General features: G+C 62.5%; 17 protein-coding genes. 6 read left to right on the forward strand and 11 right to left on the reverse strand.

The genetic code is table 11. The annotated features are described in order from the left end of the window. The first annotated feature begins 577 nt into the window (after positions 1-577). On the forward strand, positions 578-1,813 hold the full coding sequence (locus MUG95_RS15270) for a site-specific integrase (protein ID WP_247010643.1): 1,236 nt from the start codon (positions 578-580) through the stop codon (positions 1,811-1,813). 51 nt (positions 1,814-1,864) lie between these two features. Here MUG95_RS15270 and MUG95_RS15275 read toward each other — a convergent pair whose 3' ends face one another. From MUG95_RS15275 to MUG95_RS15300, 6 genes are all read right to left on the reverse strand, one after another. Beyond that, entirely contained in the window at positions 1,865-2,572 is a 708-nt protein-coding gene (locus MUG95_RS15275) for an alpha/beta hydrolase family protein (RefSeq protein ID WP_247010644.1), read from the reverse strand. Positions 2,573-2,634: 62 nt separating this feature from the next. After that, a complete protein-coding gene (locus tag MUG95_RS15280) occupies positions 2,635-3,030 on the reverse strand; it encodes a PIN domain-containing protein (RefSeq protein ID WP_247010645.1) in 396 nt (131 codons plus the stop codon). Continuing rightward, entirely contained in the window at positions 3,027-3,272 is a 246-nt protein-coding gene (locus tag MUG95_RS15285) for an antitoxin VapB family protein (RefSeq protein ID WP_247010646.1), read from the reverse strand. The genes MUG95_RS15280 and MUG95_RS15285 overlap by 4 nt, the downstream gene beginning before the upstream one ends. Before the next feature lie 81 nt (positions 3,273-3,353). Continuing rightward, a complete protein-coding gene (locus tag MUG95_RS15290; RefSeq protein ID WP_247010647.1) occupies positions 3,354-3,521 on the reverse strand; it encodes a hypothetical protein in 168 nt (55 codons plus the stop codon). A gap of 62 nt (positions 3,522-3,583) precedes the next feature. Continuing rightward, a complete protein-coding gene (locus MUG95_RS15295; RefSeq protein WP_247010648.1) occupies positions 3,584-5,278 on the reverse strand; it encodes an aldehyde ferredoxin oxidoreductase family protein in 1,695 nt (564 codons plus the stop codon). An 83-nt stretch (positions 5,279-5,361) separates the two neighbouring features. Beyond that, positions 5,362-5,541: a hypothetical protein gene (locus tag MUG95_RS15300; RefSeq protein ID WP_247010649.1), complete on the reverse strand. Its 180-nt coding sequence runs from the start codon at positions 5,539-5,541 to the stop codon at positions 5,362-5,364. A 607-nt stretch (positions 5,542-6,148) separates the two neighbouring features. On the opposite strand from MUG95_RS15300, the gene MUG95_RS15305 reads away from it, so the two are divergent. From MUG95_RS15305 to MUG95_RS15325, 5 genes are all read left to right on the forward strand, one after another. After that, positions 6,149-8,086: an archaea-specific SMC-related protein gene (locus MUG95_RS15305; protein WP_247010650.1), complete on the forward strand. Its 1,938-nt coding sequence runs from the start codon at positions 6,149-6,151 to the stop codon at positions 8,084-8,086. A gap of 265 nt (positions 8,087-8,351) precedes the next feature. Beyond that, on the forward strand, positions 8,352-9,386 hold the full coding sequence (locus tag MUG95_RS15310; RefSeq protein WP_247010651.1) for a DUF7972 family membrane protein: 1,035 nt from the start codon (positions 8,352-8,354) through the stop codon (positions 9,384-9,386). Positions 9,387-9,557: 171 nt separating this feature from the next. Continuing rightward, positions 9,558-9,770, forward strand: coding sequence for a DUF7511 domain-containing protein (locus MUG95_RS15315; RefSeq protein WP_247010652.1), 213 nt, complete (start codon positions 9,558-9,560; stop codon positions 9,768-9,770). Between the two features lie 707 nt (positions 9,771-10,477). Beyond that, positions 10,478-11,389 (forward strand): CoA transferase subunit A, encoded by a 912-nt coding sequence (locus MUG95_RS15320; RefSeq protein WP_247010653.1) that lies wholly within the window; start codon positions 10,478-10,480, stop codon positions 11,387-11,389. Further along, complete coding sequence (locus MUG95_RS15325; protein WP_247010654.1) at positions 11,390-12,142, forward strand: CoA-transferase subunit beta; 753 nt, start codon at positions 11,390-11,392, stop codon at positions 12,140-12,142. On the opposite strand, the gene MUG95_RS16970 is transcribed toward MUG95_RS15325, so the two are convergent. From MUG95_RS16970 to MUG95_RS15345, 5 genes are all read right to left on the reverse strand, one after another. Next, positions 12,139-12,558: a Zn-ribbon domain-containing OB-fold protein gene (locus MUG95_RS16970; RefSeq protein ID WP_308219608.1), complete on the reverse strand. Its 420-nt coding sequence runs from the start codon at positions 12,556-12,558 to the stop codon at positions 12,139-12,141. The two genes, MUG95_RS15325 and MUG95_RS16970, sit on opposite strands and share 4 nt — an antisense overlap. Then, positions 12,558-13,508 carry a hypothetical protein gene (locus MUG95_RS15330; RefSeq protein WP_308219609.1) on the reverse strand — a complete coding sequence of 317 codons (951 nt, stop codon included), beginning with the start codon at positions 13,506-13,508 and terminating at the stop codon, positions 12,558-12,560. Before MUG95_RS15330 ends, MUG95_RS16970 begins: the two co-directional genes overlap by 1 nt. Next, a complete protein-coding gene (locus tag MUG95_RS15335) occupies positions 13,505-14,674 on the reverse strand; it encodes a thiolase domain-containing protein (protein ID WP_247010655.1) in 1,170 nt (389 codons plus the stop codon). Before MUG95_RS15335 ends, MUG95_RS15330 begins: the two co-directional genes overlap by 4 nt. Positions 14,675-14,756: 82 nt before the next feature. Beyond that, the gene (locus tag MUG95_RS15340; protein ID WP_247010656.1) at positions 14,757-16,766 is read right to left on the reverse strand and encodes a TRAP transporter permease; all 2,010 of its coding nucleotides are present in this window, start codon (positions 16,764-16,766) and stop codon (positions 14,757-14,759) included. 32 nt (positions 16,767-16,798) lie between these two features. After that, positions 16,799-17,914 (reverse strand): TAXI family TRAP transporter solute-binding subunit, encoded by a 1,116-nt coding sequence (locus tag MUG95_RS15345; protein WP_247010657.1) that lies wholly within the window; start codon positions 17,912-17,914, stop codon positions 16,799-16,801. Positions 17,915-18,031: the final 117 nt, after the last annotated feature.

The following is an 18,031-nucleotide window of genomic DNA, read 5'->3' on the forward strand; positions in this document are numbered from 1 at the left end:
CCTGTACGGGCACCTCTCGCTGCTAGCCGTCGCCGTCCTGTACTGGATCGATCTTCTCTTTCTGACGCTTCGGGTAACGGCACAACAGTTGTTCTCGCGGCCCGTGACTGACCGTCGTTCGACCCTATTTCAGCGCCCGTTCCGGCTGCTAGCCCACAAGCGCGGATCGATCACCGTTAGTGACCGCCTTCCGGGGATTTACCTGCGAAATGTTCCGGCGGTCTGGGGAGCGGCGTTCGTACTCGTCTTTTCGGCGAGCACGACGGCGTACGTTGCGGCCGTCGATGTTCCCGGGGAACTGTGGCGTTCTCCGGTCGCACCGGTTTCAACGTCAAATTTGGTATAGCGAAATAAGATTTACAAAAGACGAAAACACTAAAATACTGCTGTAGCGCGTCTCTACCCGGGGATAACGGTTCGAAACACTTATTGAGGGTGTTCCTGATTATTCTGGTAATCACGACCACTTTCAAGTACCACGCCGCCGTCGGTGAAGGACGAATGCTGCAATCGCCTCACGCCGCCTCTCCCGGGGGAGAGCCGTCGAAACCGCACTCGCAGGAGTACGGAGAGTCGCATGCCTGATCGAGCGCTTTCAACGCCGCTCGACGACAGCTTCGAGCGCTACCTCCAGGACAAAGGGAAAGGCCGCGGCGGCGACGGTGGGAACTACCGCCGGAACGCCGCCCGCGAACTCGAACGATTCGCGGCGTGGGCCGCAGGCGACGGCGGTGACGACGACTGGGCCGGAATCATCCTGGACGGTGCCGACCGTGAACCCAGGTTCGGGGACCTCGACGAACGGGTCTTCCGCGAGTACGCCCGCCACCTCGCTGGGGACCGCGGCCTGAAACAGAACACCGTCCAGACCTACTACGCGTACGTTTCGGCGTGGTGTGGTTGGTGCGTCAACGAGGGGTATCTGGAGTCCCACTACGCCCAGCGAGCCAGCGCGATGGCACCGCTCCCGGAGGACGACGGCCGCAAACCCGGCGACCAGCAGGCGTGGACCTCCGAACAGCGACACCGACTGACCCGCCACGTCGACGAACAGGCCCGGGACGCTATCGAGGCGTACACCTCCCTGTCCACAGATGTCGATGAAATCGACACACAGCGCGCTCGCTACACAGCCCTGAAGAAAGCTCGGGACCGGGCACTCGTGTTCGCCCTCGCGTACACCGCCGTCCGCGTCGGTGAACTGCTCCGGGACCCGAACGACCCGCGTCGACGCGGCGTTCGGTGGGAAGACATCGACCTCGCGGACGGGAGTATGGATGTCTACCGGAAGAAACAGCAGTGGGACGCCGCCAGTCTTCCCGACCCCGTCATCTCGCCGCTACGCAGTTACCGGACGCTGCTGGCCCCACCGACCGAGCGGTGGCCGGTGTTCCCGACGTTCGATCAGCGGACGCTCGCCAACACGGTTCGAGCTGAACTGGCCGACCGCGGCGTCCGCCCTGCGGCCGTTCAGGAACGACGGGACGCCTCCGCTCGTGACCTACTGTTGGCTCTCGACGCGGATATCCGACCGGAGTCGCTCACGACTGACGGTGCCCGCTCGATTCTCGAACGACTTACCGACGACGCCGGTATCGAAATTTCTCGTTCGAAACACGAGTATCTCGCGCCCCACGGCGGCCGCCGCGGAATGGGCGAGGTACTGGTCCGGGCGTTCGGGTACACCGTCGCCGCCCGATATCTCGACAACTCAGAGGAGATGGTCCGTGAGCGGTACTCTCACATCGAAGCCGGGGAACTCGGTGACGTCGCGACGGAGGCCCTCGACGAGATCGACGGGAGCGTCCAGTGAGCAGAGTCAAACCAGCGGGCTCTCGAACGACAACACGCGCCGGAGTACCACTCAGCGACTGTCCAGCCAGTCGAACACCCGCTGACGGAGCGTCGCCTCTGCGGCGCGAGAGAACCGGTGGCCCTCACCGGCGAACTTTTCGAGGCATACGTGCGTATCGAGTGCGGCGGCCGCGTCGAAACTCCCGGCAATCGGCACCACCACGTCGTCGGCTCCGTGGAGTATCGCGACGGGACAGCAAAGCCTCTCCGACACGTCTTCGAAGGGGTACCGGTCGAAGTCCTCGAAGAACCGCTCGTCGATGCTGACACCGGTGTCCAACTCGACGGTTCCCTCGCGTTCGACGATGGCCCGGTAGTCTTCGAATGCCTCGTTACTCGTCACTGGGGCACGCGTGACGACGGCGGTCACTCGCTCGTCCGTCGCGGCCGTGTGGAAGGCGACTTTCCCGCCGAAACTGGACCCGAACAGGACGTACTCCCGCGGGTCGAAGTGGTCGACGACAGCTTCCAAGTCGGCGAGTTTCGCGGTGAGTGTCTGGTCGACGAACGCGCCGTCGGACTCGCCACAGCCACGGAAATCGAACCGGACCGCGTTGTAGCCTTCCTCGACTGCGCGCTCACACCTGGTCTCGTAGCTCCCACTCTTGTCGCTGAGGAAGCCGTGACAGAAGAACAGCCAGTCGTCCGCCGGTGCCTCGTGGTGGACCACCGCGACAGACTCGCCGTCCGCGACGGGGACCCGTTGTGTCGTCGGCATGGACCGTCTGCGATGGGCCGACACAAGTAGCCTTCGGGCGGTGTCGGGCCTGTGCTGGACCCTCAAACAAGCTCTACAGGGAGTCCGTCGACAGCGGTGAAATCCCTGTCACTGGTCACGACAGGCTCGTTGTACTGTAGCCCTGTCGCAGCGACGACAGCGTCCCCAGTCCCGAGGTCCGGTTTGCTGTCGCTGGCGATATGTTGCCCTTCCAGCGCGCCCGCCTGTCGTGCAATCGCTTCGTCCATCTCAACCACGGGTTTGTTCGCGACCAACGCCTCGTACTTCCGGGCGTTCGTGAACGATTCCGACCCCGCACCGACAGCGACGTAGAGTTCCTGCACCACGACCGTCGTGACCCGCAACGGTACGCCGTCCGCTTCGAGTTCTGCCGCCGTCTCGATGGCTTCCGGGTTCCCTGCGTCGAGGTCGACGAGAAAGTCCGTGTCAAGTATCATTCGTCGACTTCGACGCCCATCCGCTCGAGTCGTGCTCTCGTGTCGTCGCTGCTCTGCCGCTCGGCCTGTTCGAGAATTTCCCGGTGTGCCGCCGTGTCGATTACGGCGTCCCCTTCGGCGAAGTTGAGGAGCGTCCACGCACCGGTGAGCCGCTCTATCGCCTCGGAGAACGTCTCGTCGTCGCGTTTCCGACTCTTGATGTGTTCGTACACGTCGTCGTCGAGTCGGACCTGATGGCTCATGTGAATACGTCGTTGACAGAGCGTAAAAACCCTGTCGGGGCCCGAGACGGCTATCGCCTGACCGGACGTAGGCGAACGCCCTCACCCCCACTCCTCGACGACGACGGCCTCCGAACTACAGAGGATGCAGGACCCACCGTGACGGATGGCGACCACCTGTCCGCCGCAGTCGAGACAGTGTAACAAACGTCGGTTCCCCTTCTGTAACTCCTGCCGTATCTCGTCCGTCTGTGGCGGGATGAGTGTCATATACGACGGTATCGAAACGTGGGGCTCCGGCCTCAAAATACCTCGGCGGTGTCACGAAGGCGTCAGTCGCCGGCCGCCGTCGACTCGCCGACCGGTTCCCCGAGGCCGGGGACGACGCCGTCCTCGCGCCACCCGCGTGCCTCGTAGTACTCCCGGATTGCGGCATCGAGGTCGCCCTCGATGTACTCGCGGTAGGGCAAGTCGTCGTCCTCGACGTCGAAGCCCCGCCGGTTGTTGAACGCCCGTTCGAGTTCGACCACGCGCCCACCCACGTCGAGCAACGTCTCGTAGTCGGCCTCGAAGAGATCAGAGAGACGCTCGGGCGTCATCATTCCGCGGGAGAACCGACAGAGGACGCCACAGTCCTCCAGTGCGCGGGCGTTCTCCTGTTTCGCCACGGCCGCGGGCTTGTCTTCGAGTCCCTTCTGTGGGAACGCTTCGTCCGGGTCGACGAGCGGGTACTCCCACGCGTAGAACGTCGCGTACATGTGGTCGGCACCCCGGTTGGCGACGGCGTAGGCGAGTCCCTGCCCGTGGAGCGTTCGCCCCTCGTGTGCCGCGAAGTCGAGGTTCTTGACCGTGTAGTCCGTCACGCCGAGTTCCTCGTGACAGCGGGCGATTCCCTCCGCGAGCGTGTCACCGACGCCCTCGCGGTGGGCGATTCTCTCCACGAGGTCGTGTATCAGGTCGGTGTTGCCGAACTCGTCCTCGCTGGCGAGATACGCCGCGATGGTGTTCCCACAGGAGATTGTGTCGACGCCGTAGATGTCACACTGCTCGTTGGACTTCATCACGTCCACGATGTCGTCGACGCCCGCGTTCGACCCGAACGCCATCACCGTTTCGAACTCCGGCCCTTCCGTCTCGACGCCGCTCTCCTCGTCTTTCGTCGGGAGTTTACACGCGAAGGCACACTGCGAACAGGTCCCCTTCTTGAACTTCTTCGCCTCGACGCTGTCGCCGTTGATGCCCTCGATGCCCTCGAACTGCCGGGCCGACCAGTACCGCGTCGGCATCCCGTTGACTTCGTTGGCGAGGTCAGTCACAGAGGTGGTGCCCTGCCGTTTCATGATGCTATCGGAGGTGGCGGCGTCCCGGTGAACATCCGCCGCCGTCGGACTGATTTCGACCGACGGAGCAGAATCACCCTCGAAGGTAATCGCCTTCAGGTTCTTCGCTCCGAGGACGGCACCGAGGCCCCCGCGGCCGAACGCCCGCGACTCGGTCGTCATAATCGAGGCGAACCGAACCAGATTCTCGCCGGCCGGGCCGATGCAGGCTATCTGGTCTTCATCGAGACCGTGCTCTCCCGCCATGTAGTCGTCCACCTCGGGGACCGTCGCCCCGTCGAGTTCCGGGACCGCCTCGAAGGTGACGCCGTCGTCGGTGACGTGGACGGCGAGGAGTTCGTCGCTCTCGCCTTTGATTTCGACCGCACCGTAGCCAGCCCCCGTGAAGTTCCGCGAGAGGAACCCGCCGGCGTTCGAGGACAACAGACCGCCGGTCAGGGGTGAGACTGCCGTCGCGTTCATCCGGCCGGTGAACGACATCTGCGAGTACTGGAGCGGGCCAGTCGTGAAGTAGAGCCTGTTCTGGGCCCCGAGCGGGTCGGCATCGAACGGGAGGCGGTCGAAGGCGAGTTTGGATGCGACTCCGCGGCCGCCGATGAACGATTCCTGTTCTTCGGTGATGTCTTCCGTGTCCGTGGTCTGTGTACTGAGGTCGATGGAGACAAGTGGACCGCGAGCGTGTTGCATATGGGGTACTCAGTCCGACCGGTATTAAATCTACGAGGGGGTTTCACCCCATCTCGGTTCGAATTTTGTCCGACAGCGGTTCGCTATCCGGTCTGTTGGTGACGCTCACGCCACTCCCACGCGAGTTCGAGGACCATCCACGCCGACAGCCACACCACGACGGCGGCGAGTACGAGCCACGTCGACGACAGTAGATGGAACTGGCGTACCACTGCGACCAACAGTGGATACAGCACCACCACACCGAGTGCTGTGGCGGCCAATCCCGCGGCTCCACAGGAACAGTGTTTAATTGGCGCGTCCGCTATGCGTCCGGAATACGCTTCTTCGTGGTCCCTGCCGGGAGCGTGCGGGGTCATACATTCTGCCTCGTATGTCTCTTAATCACGAACATTGATAACGTTTACCGTGGTAAATTACGATAGCTACAGTGCGTATCGCTGAGCGAGTACGAAGGAGAAAAGACAACAAATATGCCATTATAGCAGTAACGTAAAACAAATTATGGCAATAAAAAATTCGTGCACTTCGTTTTGACCGACAGATAATTAATCGTCCGCGCTACTGTCCCTCTCGCAAAATGCGGGAGAATAACTGAAACGTCGAAAAATCACCTTCACCGGAATAGATACACTGTCCATCGAACGGAACGTGTACTGACTCCGAGGCGGACCGAACGACTAATTACAATCTACCCGAGCAAAGTAGAAAAAGAACATGTACGAAAAAGAACGTGGCACGAGCATCCGCCTCCGACGCGCTGTCCCACCAGTGTGAACGCCCGTTCAGAAGGGCCGAATAAACGGCGAAGAAGCGGTCAGGAATTTAGGACAAGGTTATTTGATGGGCTTGCTGTAAACGTACCATAGGATGGGCGTCCAACAGCAAGAGAACCCAGCGGCGGATTTCCACGTGGAGAAGGTTGGTGGTATCGACGAGACTGACGTGACGGTTTCGGCGGGTGTAACCGTCCTCAGAGGACGGAACGCGACGAACCGGACTTCGTTTCTACAGGCCATCATGGCCGTCTGCGGAAGTGACAAGGCTTCGATAAAAGGCGACGCCGACGAGGCACTGGTCGAACTGACAACCGGTGACGAGCAGTACACGCGACGCCTCCACCGGCAGAACGGGACAGTCACTGCGACCGGAGAGCCCTATCTGGACGACCCGACGGTCGCCGACCTCTTTGCGTTCCTCGACGAATCGAACGCGGCACGCCGCGAGGTCGAGCGGGGTGACGACCTTCGGGAGTTACTGATGCGTCCCGTCGACACGGACGAAATACAGGCCGAAATCAACGACCTCGTTCAGCAGCGACGACGTGTCGACGAGGAACTCGACGAGATAGACGACCTGAAGGGGGACCTCCCAGCACTCGAAGCGGAACGCACCCAACTCGAGGAACAGATAGCGGAGAAGCGGCACGAACTGTCGGAGACCGAGGCCGAACTCGATGCACACGACCGGGAAGTCGAAGAGAGCCGTGAAGAAAAAGACCGTCTCGAAGAGAAACTGGAACACCTCCGGGCAAAGCGGTCCGACTTGGACGACGTTCGGTACGACATCGAGACAGAGCAGGAGAGCCTCGAAGAACTCCGCCGAGAAGGTGCTGAACTGGAGGAGGAACTGTCCGCCCTCCCGGATACTCCGGTCGGAGACATCGGCGAGATAGAGGCCGAAATCGACCGACTCCGAACCCAGAAACAGCAGGTCGAGTCCTCGCTCAACGAACTCCAGTCCATCATCGGCTTCAACGAGAAGATGCTCGAAGACGCCGAGGCGGACGTGTTCGCGTCCTTCGACGATGCCGACGACGTTACCGACCGTCTCCTCCCGGACGACGAGGTTCGGTGTTGGACGTGTGGGAGCGAAGTGGAGACGGACCAAATCGAGACGACGCTCGCAACTCTCCGGGAACTGAGCCAGGAAAAGCGCGCAGATGTGAGCTCCCTCAGAGACGATATCTCGGCACTGCAATCGGACAAGCGTGAACTGGAACAGACACAGAAACGCCGCGAGCAGAGCGAACGACGCCTCCGTCAAATCGAAGAGCAAATCGAACGCCGCGAGTCCACCGTCGAGACGCTCAAGGAGGAACGCGAAACCCTCACCGAAGAGATAGCGTCGATAGAGGAGACCGTCGAGGAGATGGAAGACGAGTCCTACAGCGAAATCCTCGACCTACACAAGGAGGCGAACCAACTCGAGTACGAACTCGGCCGCTTGGAGAGTGACCTCGAACGCGTCGAAGACGAGATTACAGCGGTCGAGGACCGTCTCGACGAACAGGAGACCCTCCAAGAGAAGCGTGAGACGCTCGAAGAACAAATCGAGGAACTCCGCACCCGCATCGACCGTCTCGAAGACAGCGTCGTCGCCCAGTTCAACGACCACATGGAGACCGTGCTCGACCTGTTGGACTACGAAAACATCGACCGGATTTGGCTCGAACGGGTCGAAACCGACGCCAGAGACGGCCGCAAAACCGTCTCGAAGTCCACCTTCGAGTTGCACGTGATTCGGACGACGGACTCGGGGACTGCCTACGAGGACACTGTCGACCACCTCAGCGAGAGTGAGCGTGAGGTGACGGGACTCATCTTCGCCCTCGCCGGGTACTTGGTTCACGAGGTGTACGACTCGGTTCCGTTCATGTTGTTGGACTCGCTCGAAGCCATCGACTCGCCCCGCATCGCGTCACTGGTGGAGTACCTCGCCGGATACAGCGACTACCTCGTCGTCGCCCTTCTCCCGGAAGACGCGGCGGCACTCGACGACGAGTACACCTACGTCACCGAGGTGTGAGGGCCGGTCCGCCTGCTGTTTCGACACGACCGTTCACCGGGAACACCGGGGGTGGCTTTACACCCATACACACGTAAACCGAACTGCATCGTGTCGGTATCGCTCTCGCCACCGCCGTGTTTACTCGTCGGGTCCGCCTTCTTCCACGAACGCCAACCACAAAGTCGGATACCGGATAGTTACTCGCGACCGGGTGTGCAAACCGTAACCGACTGGGGCTGCCCTTCTGCCAGTTCTTTTGTTCCCGGGAACGGTATTGGGGACGATGCGCACCGACACACGGACGGACCGGCCGAGCGACGACATGCGGGACCGGCTCCCGGGGAGTCGAATCAAGACGTGGGTACTACTGGTCGCGAACCGGTGGGTAGTCGCCGCGACACTGCTCGGTGGCCTGTTCGTCCTCTTCGTCGCTCTCGGTTCGCTTGACCCCACACCGCTCAGGCAGGCCATCGCGAGCAAAGACCCTCTCGAAACCGTCTTTCAGGCACTCGTCACGGCCATCGTCACAGGTGTGACGCTCGTCGTCACGATCAACCAACTCGTCCTCGCGCAGGAACTCGGGCCGGCCGGCGACCAACGTGACCGGATGGACGGCGCGACGGCGTTCAGGCAGGACGTCGAGACGGTCATCGACGCCGATGTCAGTCCCGCCGACCCGGCATCGTTTCTCGAGGCACTCGTCGATGCGGCGAAGACGCAGGCCACCGCGGTGAGCGATAGCGTCTCCACGTCCACCCACTCGGACCTCCGGACTGTCGTCGACGATTACGTCGAAAGTCTCGCCGAGAACGCGGATGGCGTGACGGCGCGACTCGACACCGCGCAATTCGGAACGTTCGCGGTGGTCCACGCGGCACTCTCGTTTAACTATTCGCTGAAGATACACGAGGCACGGACCATCGCTCACGAACACGACGCCGACATTCCCGACGAGACGCGAGAGGCACTCGACGACCTGGTCGACACACTGGAACTGTTCGGTGTGGCACGGGAACACATCAAGACGCTGTACTTCCAGTGGGAACTCATCGACCTTTCCCGTGCCATACTGTACGCCGCAGTTCCCGCGCTCGCTGTCTCCATCTCGATGATTCTCTTCGTCAACACACCAGAGACGCTGGCTGGCACGACGCTTGGAGTCGACAATCTCGTGTGGGCCACCAGTGCCGCGATTACCGTCGCGCTCGTTCCATTCATCGTCCTCCTGTCGTACATTCTCCGTATCGTAACGGTGGCCAAGCGGACACTCGCCATCGGCCCCTTCGTCCTCCGAGACCGTGGGCCAGACGACTCCTAAGGCTCGAATCGGACACCGGGTTTCCGGTGAAATACACACGACAGAGGTGACCGTTCGGTGCGAAGACGCTTCCTACCAGATTCGTACGAACAATATAACTAATCTATAGCCCCGAGTCGGCCCGTCCGAATCGGAACGCACGAGTCTGAAACCCGTTCGTCGAGGACACCGATGACAGAGAACCACGACACACTCGAAACCGTGTTCGACCCGGCGGACAGGCCGAGACACTCTCCCATTGCTCTCGTCTCGAAAACCGTCGACACGGACGGCGGAGCAACCGCATGCACGGTTTACGACCGCCGGACATATAGCATCGACCGCATGTCGACGTGGATAACGGCCGTAGGAGATTCGTTCGTGGACTGTCGGGAGCAGTGCTAAATCCGGAGTACTGGGTATGTAGCACAGTAGTTTATATTGTAATTGAATGTAAACACGGATACAGCGACCGGTTTGCCACCGCCGCTTACCGCCCTGCCTGCGTGTGTTCTTCGACGGCGAGACACGCAGTAAGGACATTGTACCGCCGTCTCGTAACCGAACGACCCAAATTCAATGGCTACTGATATATATTAATTTAATAATACTAAGGAAAATGGTGGAAGTCGCGTACTCCCTTGCACTCAGTCGGACTGTACCCGAACGTGGCAGTTCGGCCTGTCGTCCCCAACGGCGACAGATACCCGATTCCAACCGTCCAATCCTTCGGAAACCAGAGAACTACATCTTCTTCGTGTCGTGACGCCTGACGCGGCTCGAGCCACCTAATACTACTGTGAATTCAGTCATAGGTGCAAATGACGGAGTGAGAATTGTCCCAATCGCCGATAAAAGCGATATATGAGTAGTAATCACCGCCATTTGCACTGGAATGTTTTATTTCACGCATGTCGTCTCCCCGGTGCCACTGCCATTTATATAGTAACCACAGAAAAAAGCCTACGTACTTTTTTCCATAGAAATGACGGACGCGTCGAACCACTTCGCCGCTGCTGAACGCACTGCCCCGCCGCGTCATCGGCGGGCGGCGGACAAGAGGATTTAAGCCTACGCCTTCGGTGTACGTTGCCACGTCGGTAGTCGTACCTATGAGCAAAACCACCACCATGAAACAGGCCGTTTCGGCGGCCGTCGACGACGGTGACAGTATTTACTTGGCCGGGTTCACGCATCTCATCCCCTTTGCGGCCGGCCACGAGATAATCCGGCAGGGATACACGGGCCTCGAAGTCGCGCGGGCCACCCCGGACCTCATCTACGACCAACTTATCGCCGCTGGCTGTGTCAGCAAGGTCACGTTCTCGTGGGCTGGTAACCCCGGCGTCGGGAGCCTCCACGCGTTCCGACGGGCCGCCGAAGACGGGGTCCCGAACGAAATCGAACTGGAGGAGTACACGCACTTCGGGATGACGACGCGGGTGTACGCGGGCGCAGTCGACCTTCCGTTCGTCCCGCTGAAAACCTTCGCTGGCTCCGACCTCCCGGCACACAACGACAACATCCGACCTGTCGAGTCTCCGTTCAGCGACGAGGAAGTGTACGCCGTCCCGCCGTTGAAGCCCGACGTGGCTGTCGTGCGCGGTCAGCGTGCCGACGAGGACGGGAACGTCCATCTGTGGGGCATCCCCGGCGAACACAAAGAGGCGGCACTCGCAGCGGATACCGTCGTGTTGAGCGTCGAGGAAATCGTCGACGAGTCGGTCATCCGGTCGGACCCGAACCGGACGCTCGTGACGGCGGACGACGTGGACCACGTCGTCGAGGAGCCGTACGGCTCCCATCCCTCCTACGCACAAGGGTACTACGACCGTGACAACGACGCGTACCTGAACTGGGACGACGTTTCCCGGACCCACGAGGACACACAGGCGTGGCTCGACGAGTGGGTCTACGGCGTCGAGAACCGTGCCGAGTACATCCGCAAACTGTCTAGCGACCGCCTGCTCGATTTGCAGGCCGGCAACGCCTACTCGACTGCGGTCAACATGGGTGAGAACTGAATGGACTACACCGACACCGAACTGATGGTCGTGAAGGCGGCGGAGCAACTCCAAGACGGCGATTCGGTGCTGGTCGGCATCGGCGTCCCGAACCTCGCGGCGAACCTCGCCAAACGGACGCACGCGCCGGACCTGCGGATGATATACGAGTCGGGAACCATCGACTCGAACCCCTCCTCTCTGCCGCTGTCCATCGGCGACCCCGTGCTTGCGTCGGGTGCGGCGTCGCTCGAATCCCTGCACGGCGGGTTCAACTACTACCTGCAGGCCGGCCGCATCGACGCCGGATTCCTCGGCGGTGCCCAAATCGACAAGCACGGCAACATCAACTCGACGGTCATCGGCGACTACGACGACCCGGACGTGCGCCTCCCCGGGAGCGGCGGTGCTTGCGAAATCGCCAGCAACGTCGAGCGGACTATCATCACGACGCCACATCAGCGGCAGCGGTTCCCCGAGGAAGTCGACTTCATCACGAGTCCCGGCTTCATCGACGGCGAGGGTGCCCGTGAACGGCACGGCCTGCGCGAGGGCGGCCCCGTGGCCGTCATCACCGACATGGCCGTGATGGGCTTCGAGGACTGTGAGATGGTCGTCGAGTCACTCCACCCCGGCGTCGAACGCGAAGACGTGCAGGAAAAAACTGGGTGGGATATCGCGTTCGCGGACGACGTGACCGAGACCGAACCGCCGACCGAGGCGGAACTCCGGCTAATTCGGGAGGAACTGGACCCCGACGGGGTCTACCTCTAGTCCTCCGTCGGTCGGAACTTCGCCCCGTAGCGGACGACGCCCTCTTGCTCGTAGATACGCCGGACAGTGGCCTCCACGCGGTCGCCGCGACCGAAGTCGTGGGGGTCACAGTCCGTGAGCATCCCGGGGACGCGTGCCCCCTCGTCGAGTTCGACCAGTACCGCACCGATGGCACTCTCGGTGTCGATGAGGTCCGTGAACTCCGGCGGCGCGCCACCCTCGATGACGGTGTGGGCGACGATTTCGCCGGTGCCCTCCGGTTCGAACTCCTCGAAGGAGTCGGGTGCGGCACACTCGACGCAGGCTCCCTCCGGCGGGAACTTCACCGCACCGCACTCCTGACACTCGCCGACGACCAACCGGTATCGGCTGTCGAGACTCCGCCACCACGTCGGGACGCTGATGTAGGCTCCCATTAGTCCTCACCCCCTTCGGGGAGCACGTGACCACGTTTCCGCAGGTACTCGGCGTACGAGATGTCCGTCGCCACCCGGTCGAGCGTCACCGGGAGCGAGCCTTCGATGGCGATGGCGTCCGCACCGGCACCGTCGCCGAAGCCGACGACGGCGACCGAATCGACTCCGTCCTCCCACGCCGCGACCAACCCGAACAGCGGGCTCGCGGCACCCGTATCGCCGAGTTCGTCGGCGTAGTGGTACACCTCGGCCCCGTCGGCGGCACCGGCCGCGCGGCCGGGCATGCTTCCGTCGGGAGCCGTCGGAGCGATGGCCGTCGGTGTCTCGGCCAACTCGTCGACTGCCCCGCCGATGACCGTCGTGTACGCATCGCGCTCGTAGGCAGTCGCGTCGTACGTCTCGGTCGCCTCCGACCCGCGACGGCGGAACCGTGTCCCGGGGTACTCCCGGGCGTAGGTGGCTGTCTCGACGACTTCCGCGCCGTCGTCGGCGACGACGAATGCCACGGCACCCGCACCGGCCGCGTGGTCGATTGCGTCGTCGGGGTCGCCCGTCGGACAGTCCGACGCGACGACGAGGGCGGGCGATTCCCCCCGGAGTCCCGACACCAGCGCGCGGGTTCCGGCCCGCGTCGACTGGCTGTGAACCACCACCTCGACGGAGCGGTCGAGGCCGAGAATCTCGGCCACTTGGACGCCGACGTCGCCCTCCTCGATTGGAGGCGTCGTCGTGCCGAGCGTCAGGGTCTCGATGTCGCCCCTGTCGTGGGCCGATTCGCTGAGTGCGTCTCGGGCCGCCTCCACAGCCATCGTCACCGCGTCCTCGTCGCCGGCGGCGACGCGCTTCTCGCCGACGCCGCGGGCACGGAAGCCGTCCCACGCTTCGCCGATGGTATCGGCGGTGATGCGGTAGCGGGGGACGTACGCGCTGACGCTCTCGATAGCCGTCATGCCCATCCCTCCTCGTAGACGTGGACAGCGACAGCACCGCCGGACCCACCCACGTTGTGTGAGAGGCCGCGTTCGAGGCCGTCGACCTGTCGGTCACCCGCCTCGCCGCGCAACTGTTTGAACACCTCGACGGTCTGGCCGGTCCCCGTCGCCCCGATGGGGTGGCCCTTCGACTTGAGACCGCCCGAGAGGTTGACCGGGCGTTCGCCGTCCGGTTCGGTCGCGCCGGAGGCGATGTACGGCCCGGCTTCGCCCTTCTCGCAGAAGCCAAGGTCTTCGTAGGCCATCAGTTCCGCGATGGAGAAACAGTCGTGGACCTCCGCGAAGTCGATGTCCGCCGGACCCACGTCGGCCTCCTCGTAGGCCTGCTCGGCCGCCTTCTCGGTGGCGGGGATACCCGTGATGGTCGGCCGGTTGAACAGGCCGACGGTGCCGCTGGCCTGACCGCTCCCGGTGAGTCGGACGGGCGTGTCGGTGAGTTCCTCGGCGGCCTCGCGACTGGCGAGGATGGCGACGCTCGCGCCGTCGGAGGTCGGACAGCAGTCGTAGAGGTTCAGCGGGTCTGCGACAGTCGTCCCCGCCATCGCGTCTTCGAGTGAACACTCGAACCCGAGGTGGGCGTACGGGTTCTTCGCGCCGTTCCCGTGGTTCTTGGCGGCGACCCGCGAGAGGTGTTCGCGGGTGGTGCCGTACTCGTCCATGTGGGCCGAGGCCATCTGTGCGTACACGCCGGCGAAGGTGGTACCGGCCATGCGCTCCCACTCCGTCTCACCGGAGACGCCGAGCCAGTAGCGGGTCTGCTCGCCGCTCATGTCGGTCATGATTTCGACGCCGCTGGCGACGGCGATGTCGGCCACGCCTGCGCGGATGGACATGAGTGCCTGCCGGAGTGCGACGCCGCTCGCCGCACACGCGTTCTCGACGCGCGTACACGACGCCCCGTCGAGGCCGACGTGTTCGGTGACGGCCGGACCGGGGAGGCCGAGTTGGCGGCCACCGACGCCGAGCGTCCCGACGTACGCCTCGTCTACTTCTGTGCGGTCGAAGTCGCCGTCGACGCTGTCGACGGCTCCCTCGAACGCCGAACTGAACAGCGAGCGGTAGGATTCGTCGGGGAAAGTCCCGAAGTGTGACTGGGCAGCCCCGACTACGTATGCCTCTCGCATACCGAAACCGTGCGACTCCCGGGGCTAAACAGTTTGCCCTTTCCGAGAAGTTGAAAACCGAGTGGGGTAGATTTCTCCGGACTCAGTCGCCTTCCGGAACTGCCCGCACGGCCTGGAAGCGCGGGACTTGGGTCTGGATCAGGATGAGGGCCATCGCGAGGGCAACCACGCCGACGCGGGGCATCATCGTCGGCCAGACCATCGCCAGTGTCCCCAGAGCCACGAAGAACCCCCGCACGCCGTAACTGAACGGCGACGGAACGTTGAACGGCCGGGGCGCGCAGTTCAGCCCGTGGGTGATGGCTACCGCTCCCAGTAGGACGACTGCACCGGAGATGACTGTGTTGACGTCGAACCCGCCCGTCACGATTTCGGGATTGTAGATGAACGTGAACGGGAGGATGAACAGGGGCAGGCCCAGCTTCAGTGCTTCGAGTGCTGTCCGCCAGAAGTTCGACCCCGCGATACCCGCGGTCACGACCACCGCAATCGCGATGGGTGGCGTGATGCCCGACAGGATAGCCGCGTAGAACACGAAGAAGTGCGCGGCTAACGTTGGCACCGCGAAGTTACCGATGAGCGTCGGTGCGATGAGCAGTGCGACGATGGTGTACGCCGCGACCGTTGGCATCCCCAGTCCGAGGATGAGACAGATGACCATCGCGAGGATAACGGTGAACAGCATCACACCACCCGCGACGCCCACGATGGCAAGCGACAGTTTGCCGGGCATCCCCGTCGCGTTCAGCAGGTCGACGATGCCGTTGACGGCCGCGATGATGATGGCGATGGGTGCCATCGAAACTCCACCGAACTTGAACCCCCCGACAGTGTCGGTCGCGGCTTCTTTGAGTGTCTCGACGGGGTCCATTCCGTCTTTCACGAAGCTCAGGACGAGGGGCAAGCCGGCACCTGTGAGAATCATCGTACCGCAGGTGTACAGTGCCGAGGAGATGACCGTCCACTGGGCGATACCCAGCGTGTAGAGCAACACGACGAACGGGATTCCGAAACGGAGTCCTTCGATGGCCGGATGGTACCCGTCGTCCAGTTCCTCCATGCGCTCGTCGAGGTTGATTCCACCTTCGGGGAGTTGCTTGATGGCCATGTAGTGGACACCGATGGCTACCGAGATGTAGAAGACCAGTGCCGGGATGATACCGGCGACGAGGACGTCGACGTATCCGACACCGGTCACGAGCGAGGCCATCACGAATGCAGCAGCACCCATGACCGGCGGCATTATCTGCCCACCGGAGGATGCGACCGCTTCGATACCGCCAGCCGATTCGCCTTTCATCCCGCTCTCCTGCATCAGCGGAATCGTGAACGATCCGGTCATCGCGGCGTTCGCCGTCTGCGCGCCGTTGATGGAGCCAACGATGAGACTCGACACGACGGCCGACTGTGCGACGCCGGACCGGAGGTACTTGGCCGTCCGGAACGCGAGTTTCATGATGAGTTGGAACGCACCGAACCCTCGCATCAGTCCCGCGTACAGCAGGAACAGCGCGACCCACGCGGCGACGATCTGGGTAATCGACCCGAAGAACCCGTCGAACTCCATCGTCAGGATGTTCACTATCTGTCGTTCTCCGATGCCACTATGGCCAAACAGGCCTGGAATCGCGTACCCGAAGTACGCATAGCCGATGGCCACCACCACGACGCCGACGAAGGCGGCACCGAACGCCCGGTAAGTGAGGTACAGGACGACCAGTGTGAACACCGCCCCGAGTGCGTACTCACGCGGGAGTGCGTATCCGATGCGGAGTGTCTCCAACACGTTGTAGTGCCACCAGACGTACCCGGGGACGACGGCACTTACCAACGCACAGAACCACAGACCGATTCGTTCGAGGCGGCTTCCGTCCGTCCCCACGTCGTGTAACTGCTTGAAGACGTATAGCAACATCCCGCCGCCGAGGAACAGGGCGGCGAATTTCGCCCGTGGGACTTCTTGATACCACGCGTACAATACGATTCGAGCCCAAAAGAGGAGTGCCACCACTGTGACGAGGTTGTTCAGCAGGTGCTGGCGGTCGAGCCCCAGTGGTGACCATACGGGTGCTTCGTCCTGTGCTTGACTCATTGTATAACTAATTGGGGTGGGGGATTAGGGAGTTAACCCTGGACTTCGCCGCGAGTGTACGCGCTCATATCGACTCCCTGCTCCTCCAGGAAGTCGTACGGACCCGGGTGGACCGGGTGGTTCTCGAGGTACAGCGACGCCATGTTCTCGGGGTCGCTGTGGTCAAGGTAGGCTGGCTGCCCTTCCTGAATTGCGGCGGTGTGTTCGTTGCTGATTTTCGCGAGTTCGTAGCCGACATCCCGGGAGATGGACGAGCCGAGCCAGAACTGGAAGTCGGCACCGTAGACGTCGATCGTCTCGCCGTTGAAGTCCTGGTTCTCCCAGCCGTACGCTTCGATTTCGCTGTGGCCCGTCCCACGCGTGTTGTTCGCACCCTCTATCATCGAGTCGGTCCACTCCACTGGGTGGAGGTTGGCACGGGCGTCGACCTCGGTCGCCCAGCCGGCGAGGTTGGCGAACCCGGCACCGTAGCTGAAGATTGCATCGATGCGGCCCTCTTCGATTGCACCGGCCACGTCGCCGGTTCCGGCGTTGACGATGGAGTCGGTATCCTGGAGTTCGCTCCAGTAACCCGCGTTCTCCAGCACCGTCTCGGCCTGCTGGCGGAGCCCCCACTGCGGCGGGAGCGGCCAGAGGTTGTTGCCGACGAGGTCGTCGGTCGTCTCGATGCCCGACCCCTCCACTGCGTGGACTTGCATGTGGAGCGGCGCGATGGAGAACATCTGGTGCGGAATATTCTCTACGGGCTGTTGCTCGAACGGCGGCAGTTCCTGCTTGGCCGACGCGATGATGAAGTTCCCACCGCTCATCGCCTGTACGTTCCCTTGCTGGAACTGTCGGAGGCTCGGCGGGTCGCCGCCAGTTTCCTGATTGTTCCACCGAAGTTCGCCCGCCGGTTCAGTGTCGCCCGATTCCTCGGAGACGACGCGCTGGAACGAGTTGCTCGCCGCACCGGTCGTCGTACCGGCACTCGGAATCCCGACGCTGATGGAGACACGACCGCCGCCACCGCCGCCATCGCCACCGCCGCCATCGCCACCGCCATCTCCGTCTCCGCCACCGTCGCCGTTCCCTTGGCAACCAGCCAACGCGAACGCAGCCATACCGCTCGATGCCTTCAGCACATCCCGTCTGCTAACAGGAGCCATACGTTCTACCACCGGTGTGGTTAACAAATAAACCTTTGGACTATCTTCCAGCGTTTTTGGCGGTCCGCAGCCGGTAAATGTGGAGTAAAAGACAGTTCGAGTTCCGGTTACGCCCGG

This window comes from Halorientalis litorea (assembly GCF_023028225.1).
GTDB classification, from domain to species: Archaea; Halobacteriota; Halobacteria; order Halobacteriales; family Haloarculaceae; genus Halorientalis; species Halorientalis litorea.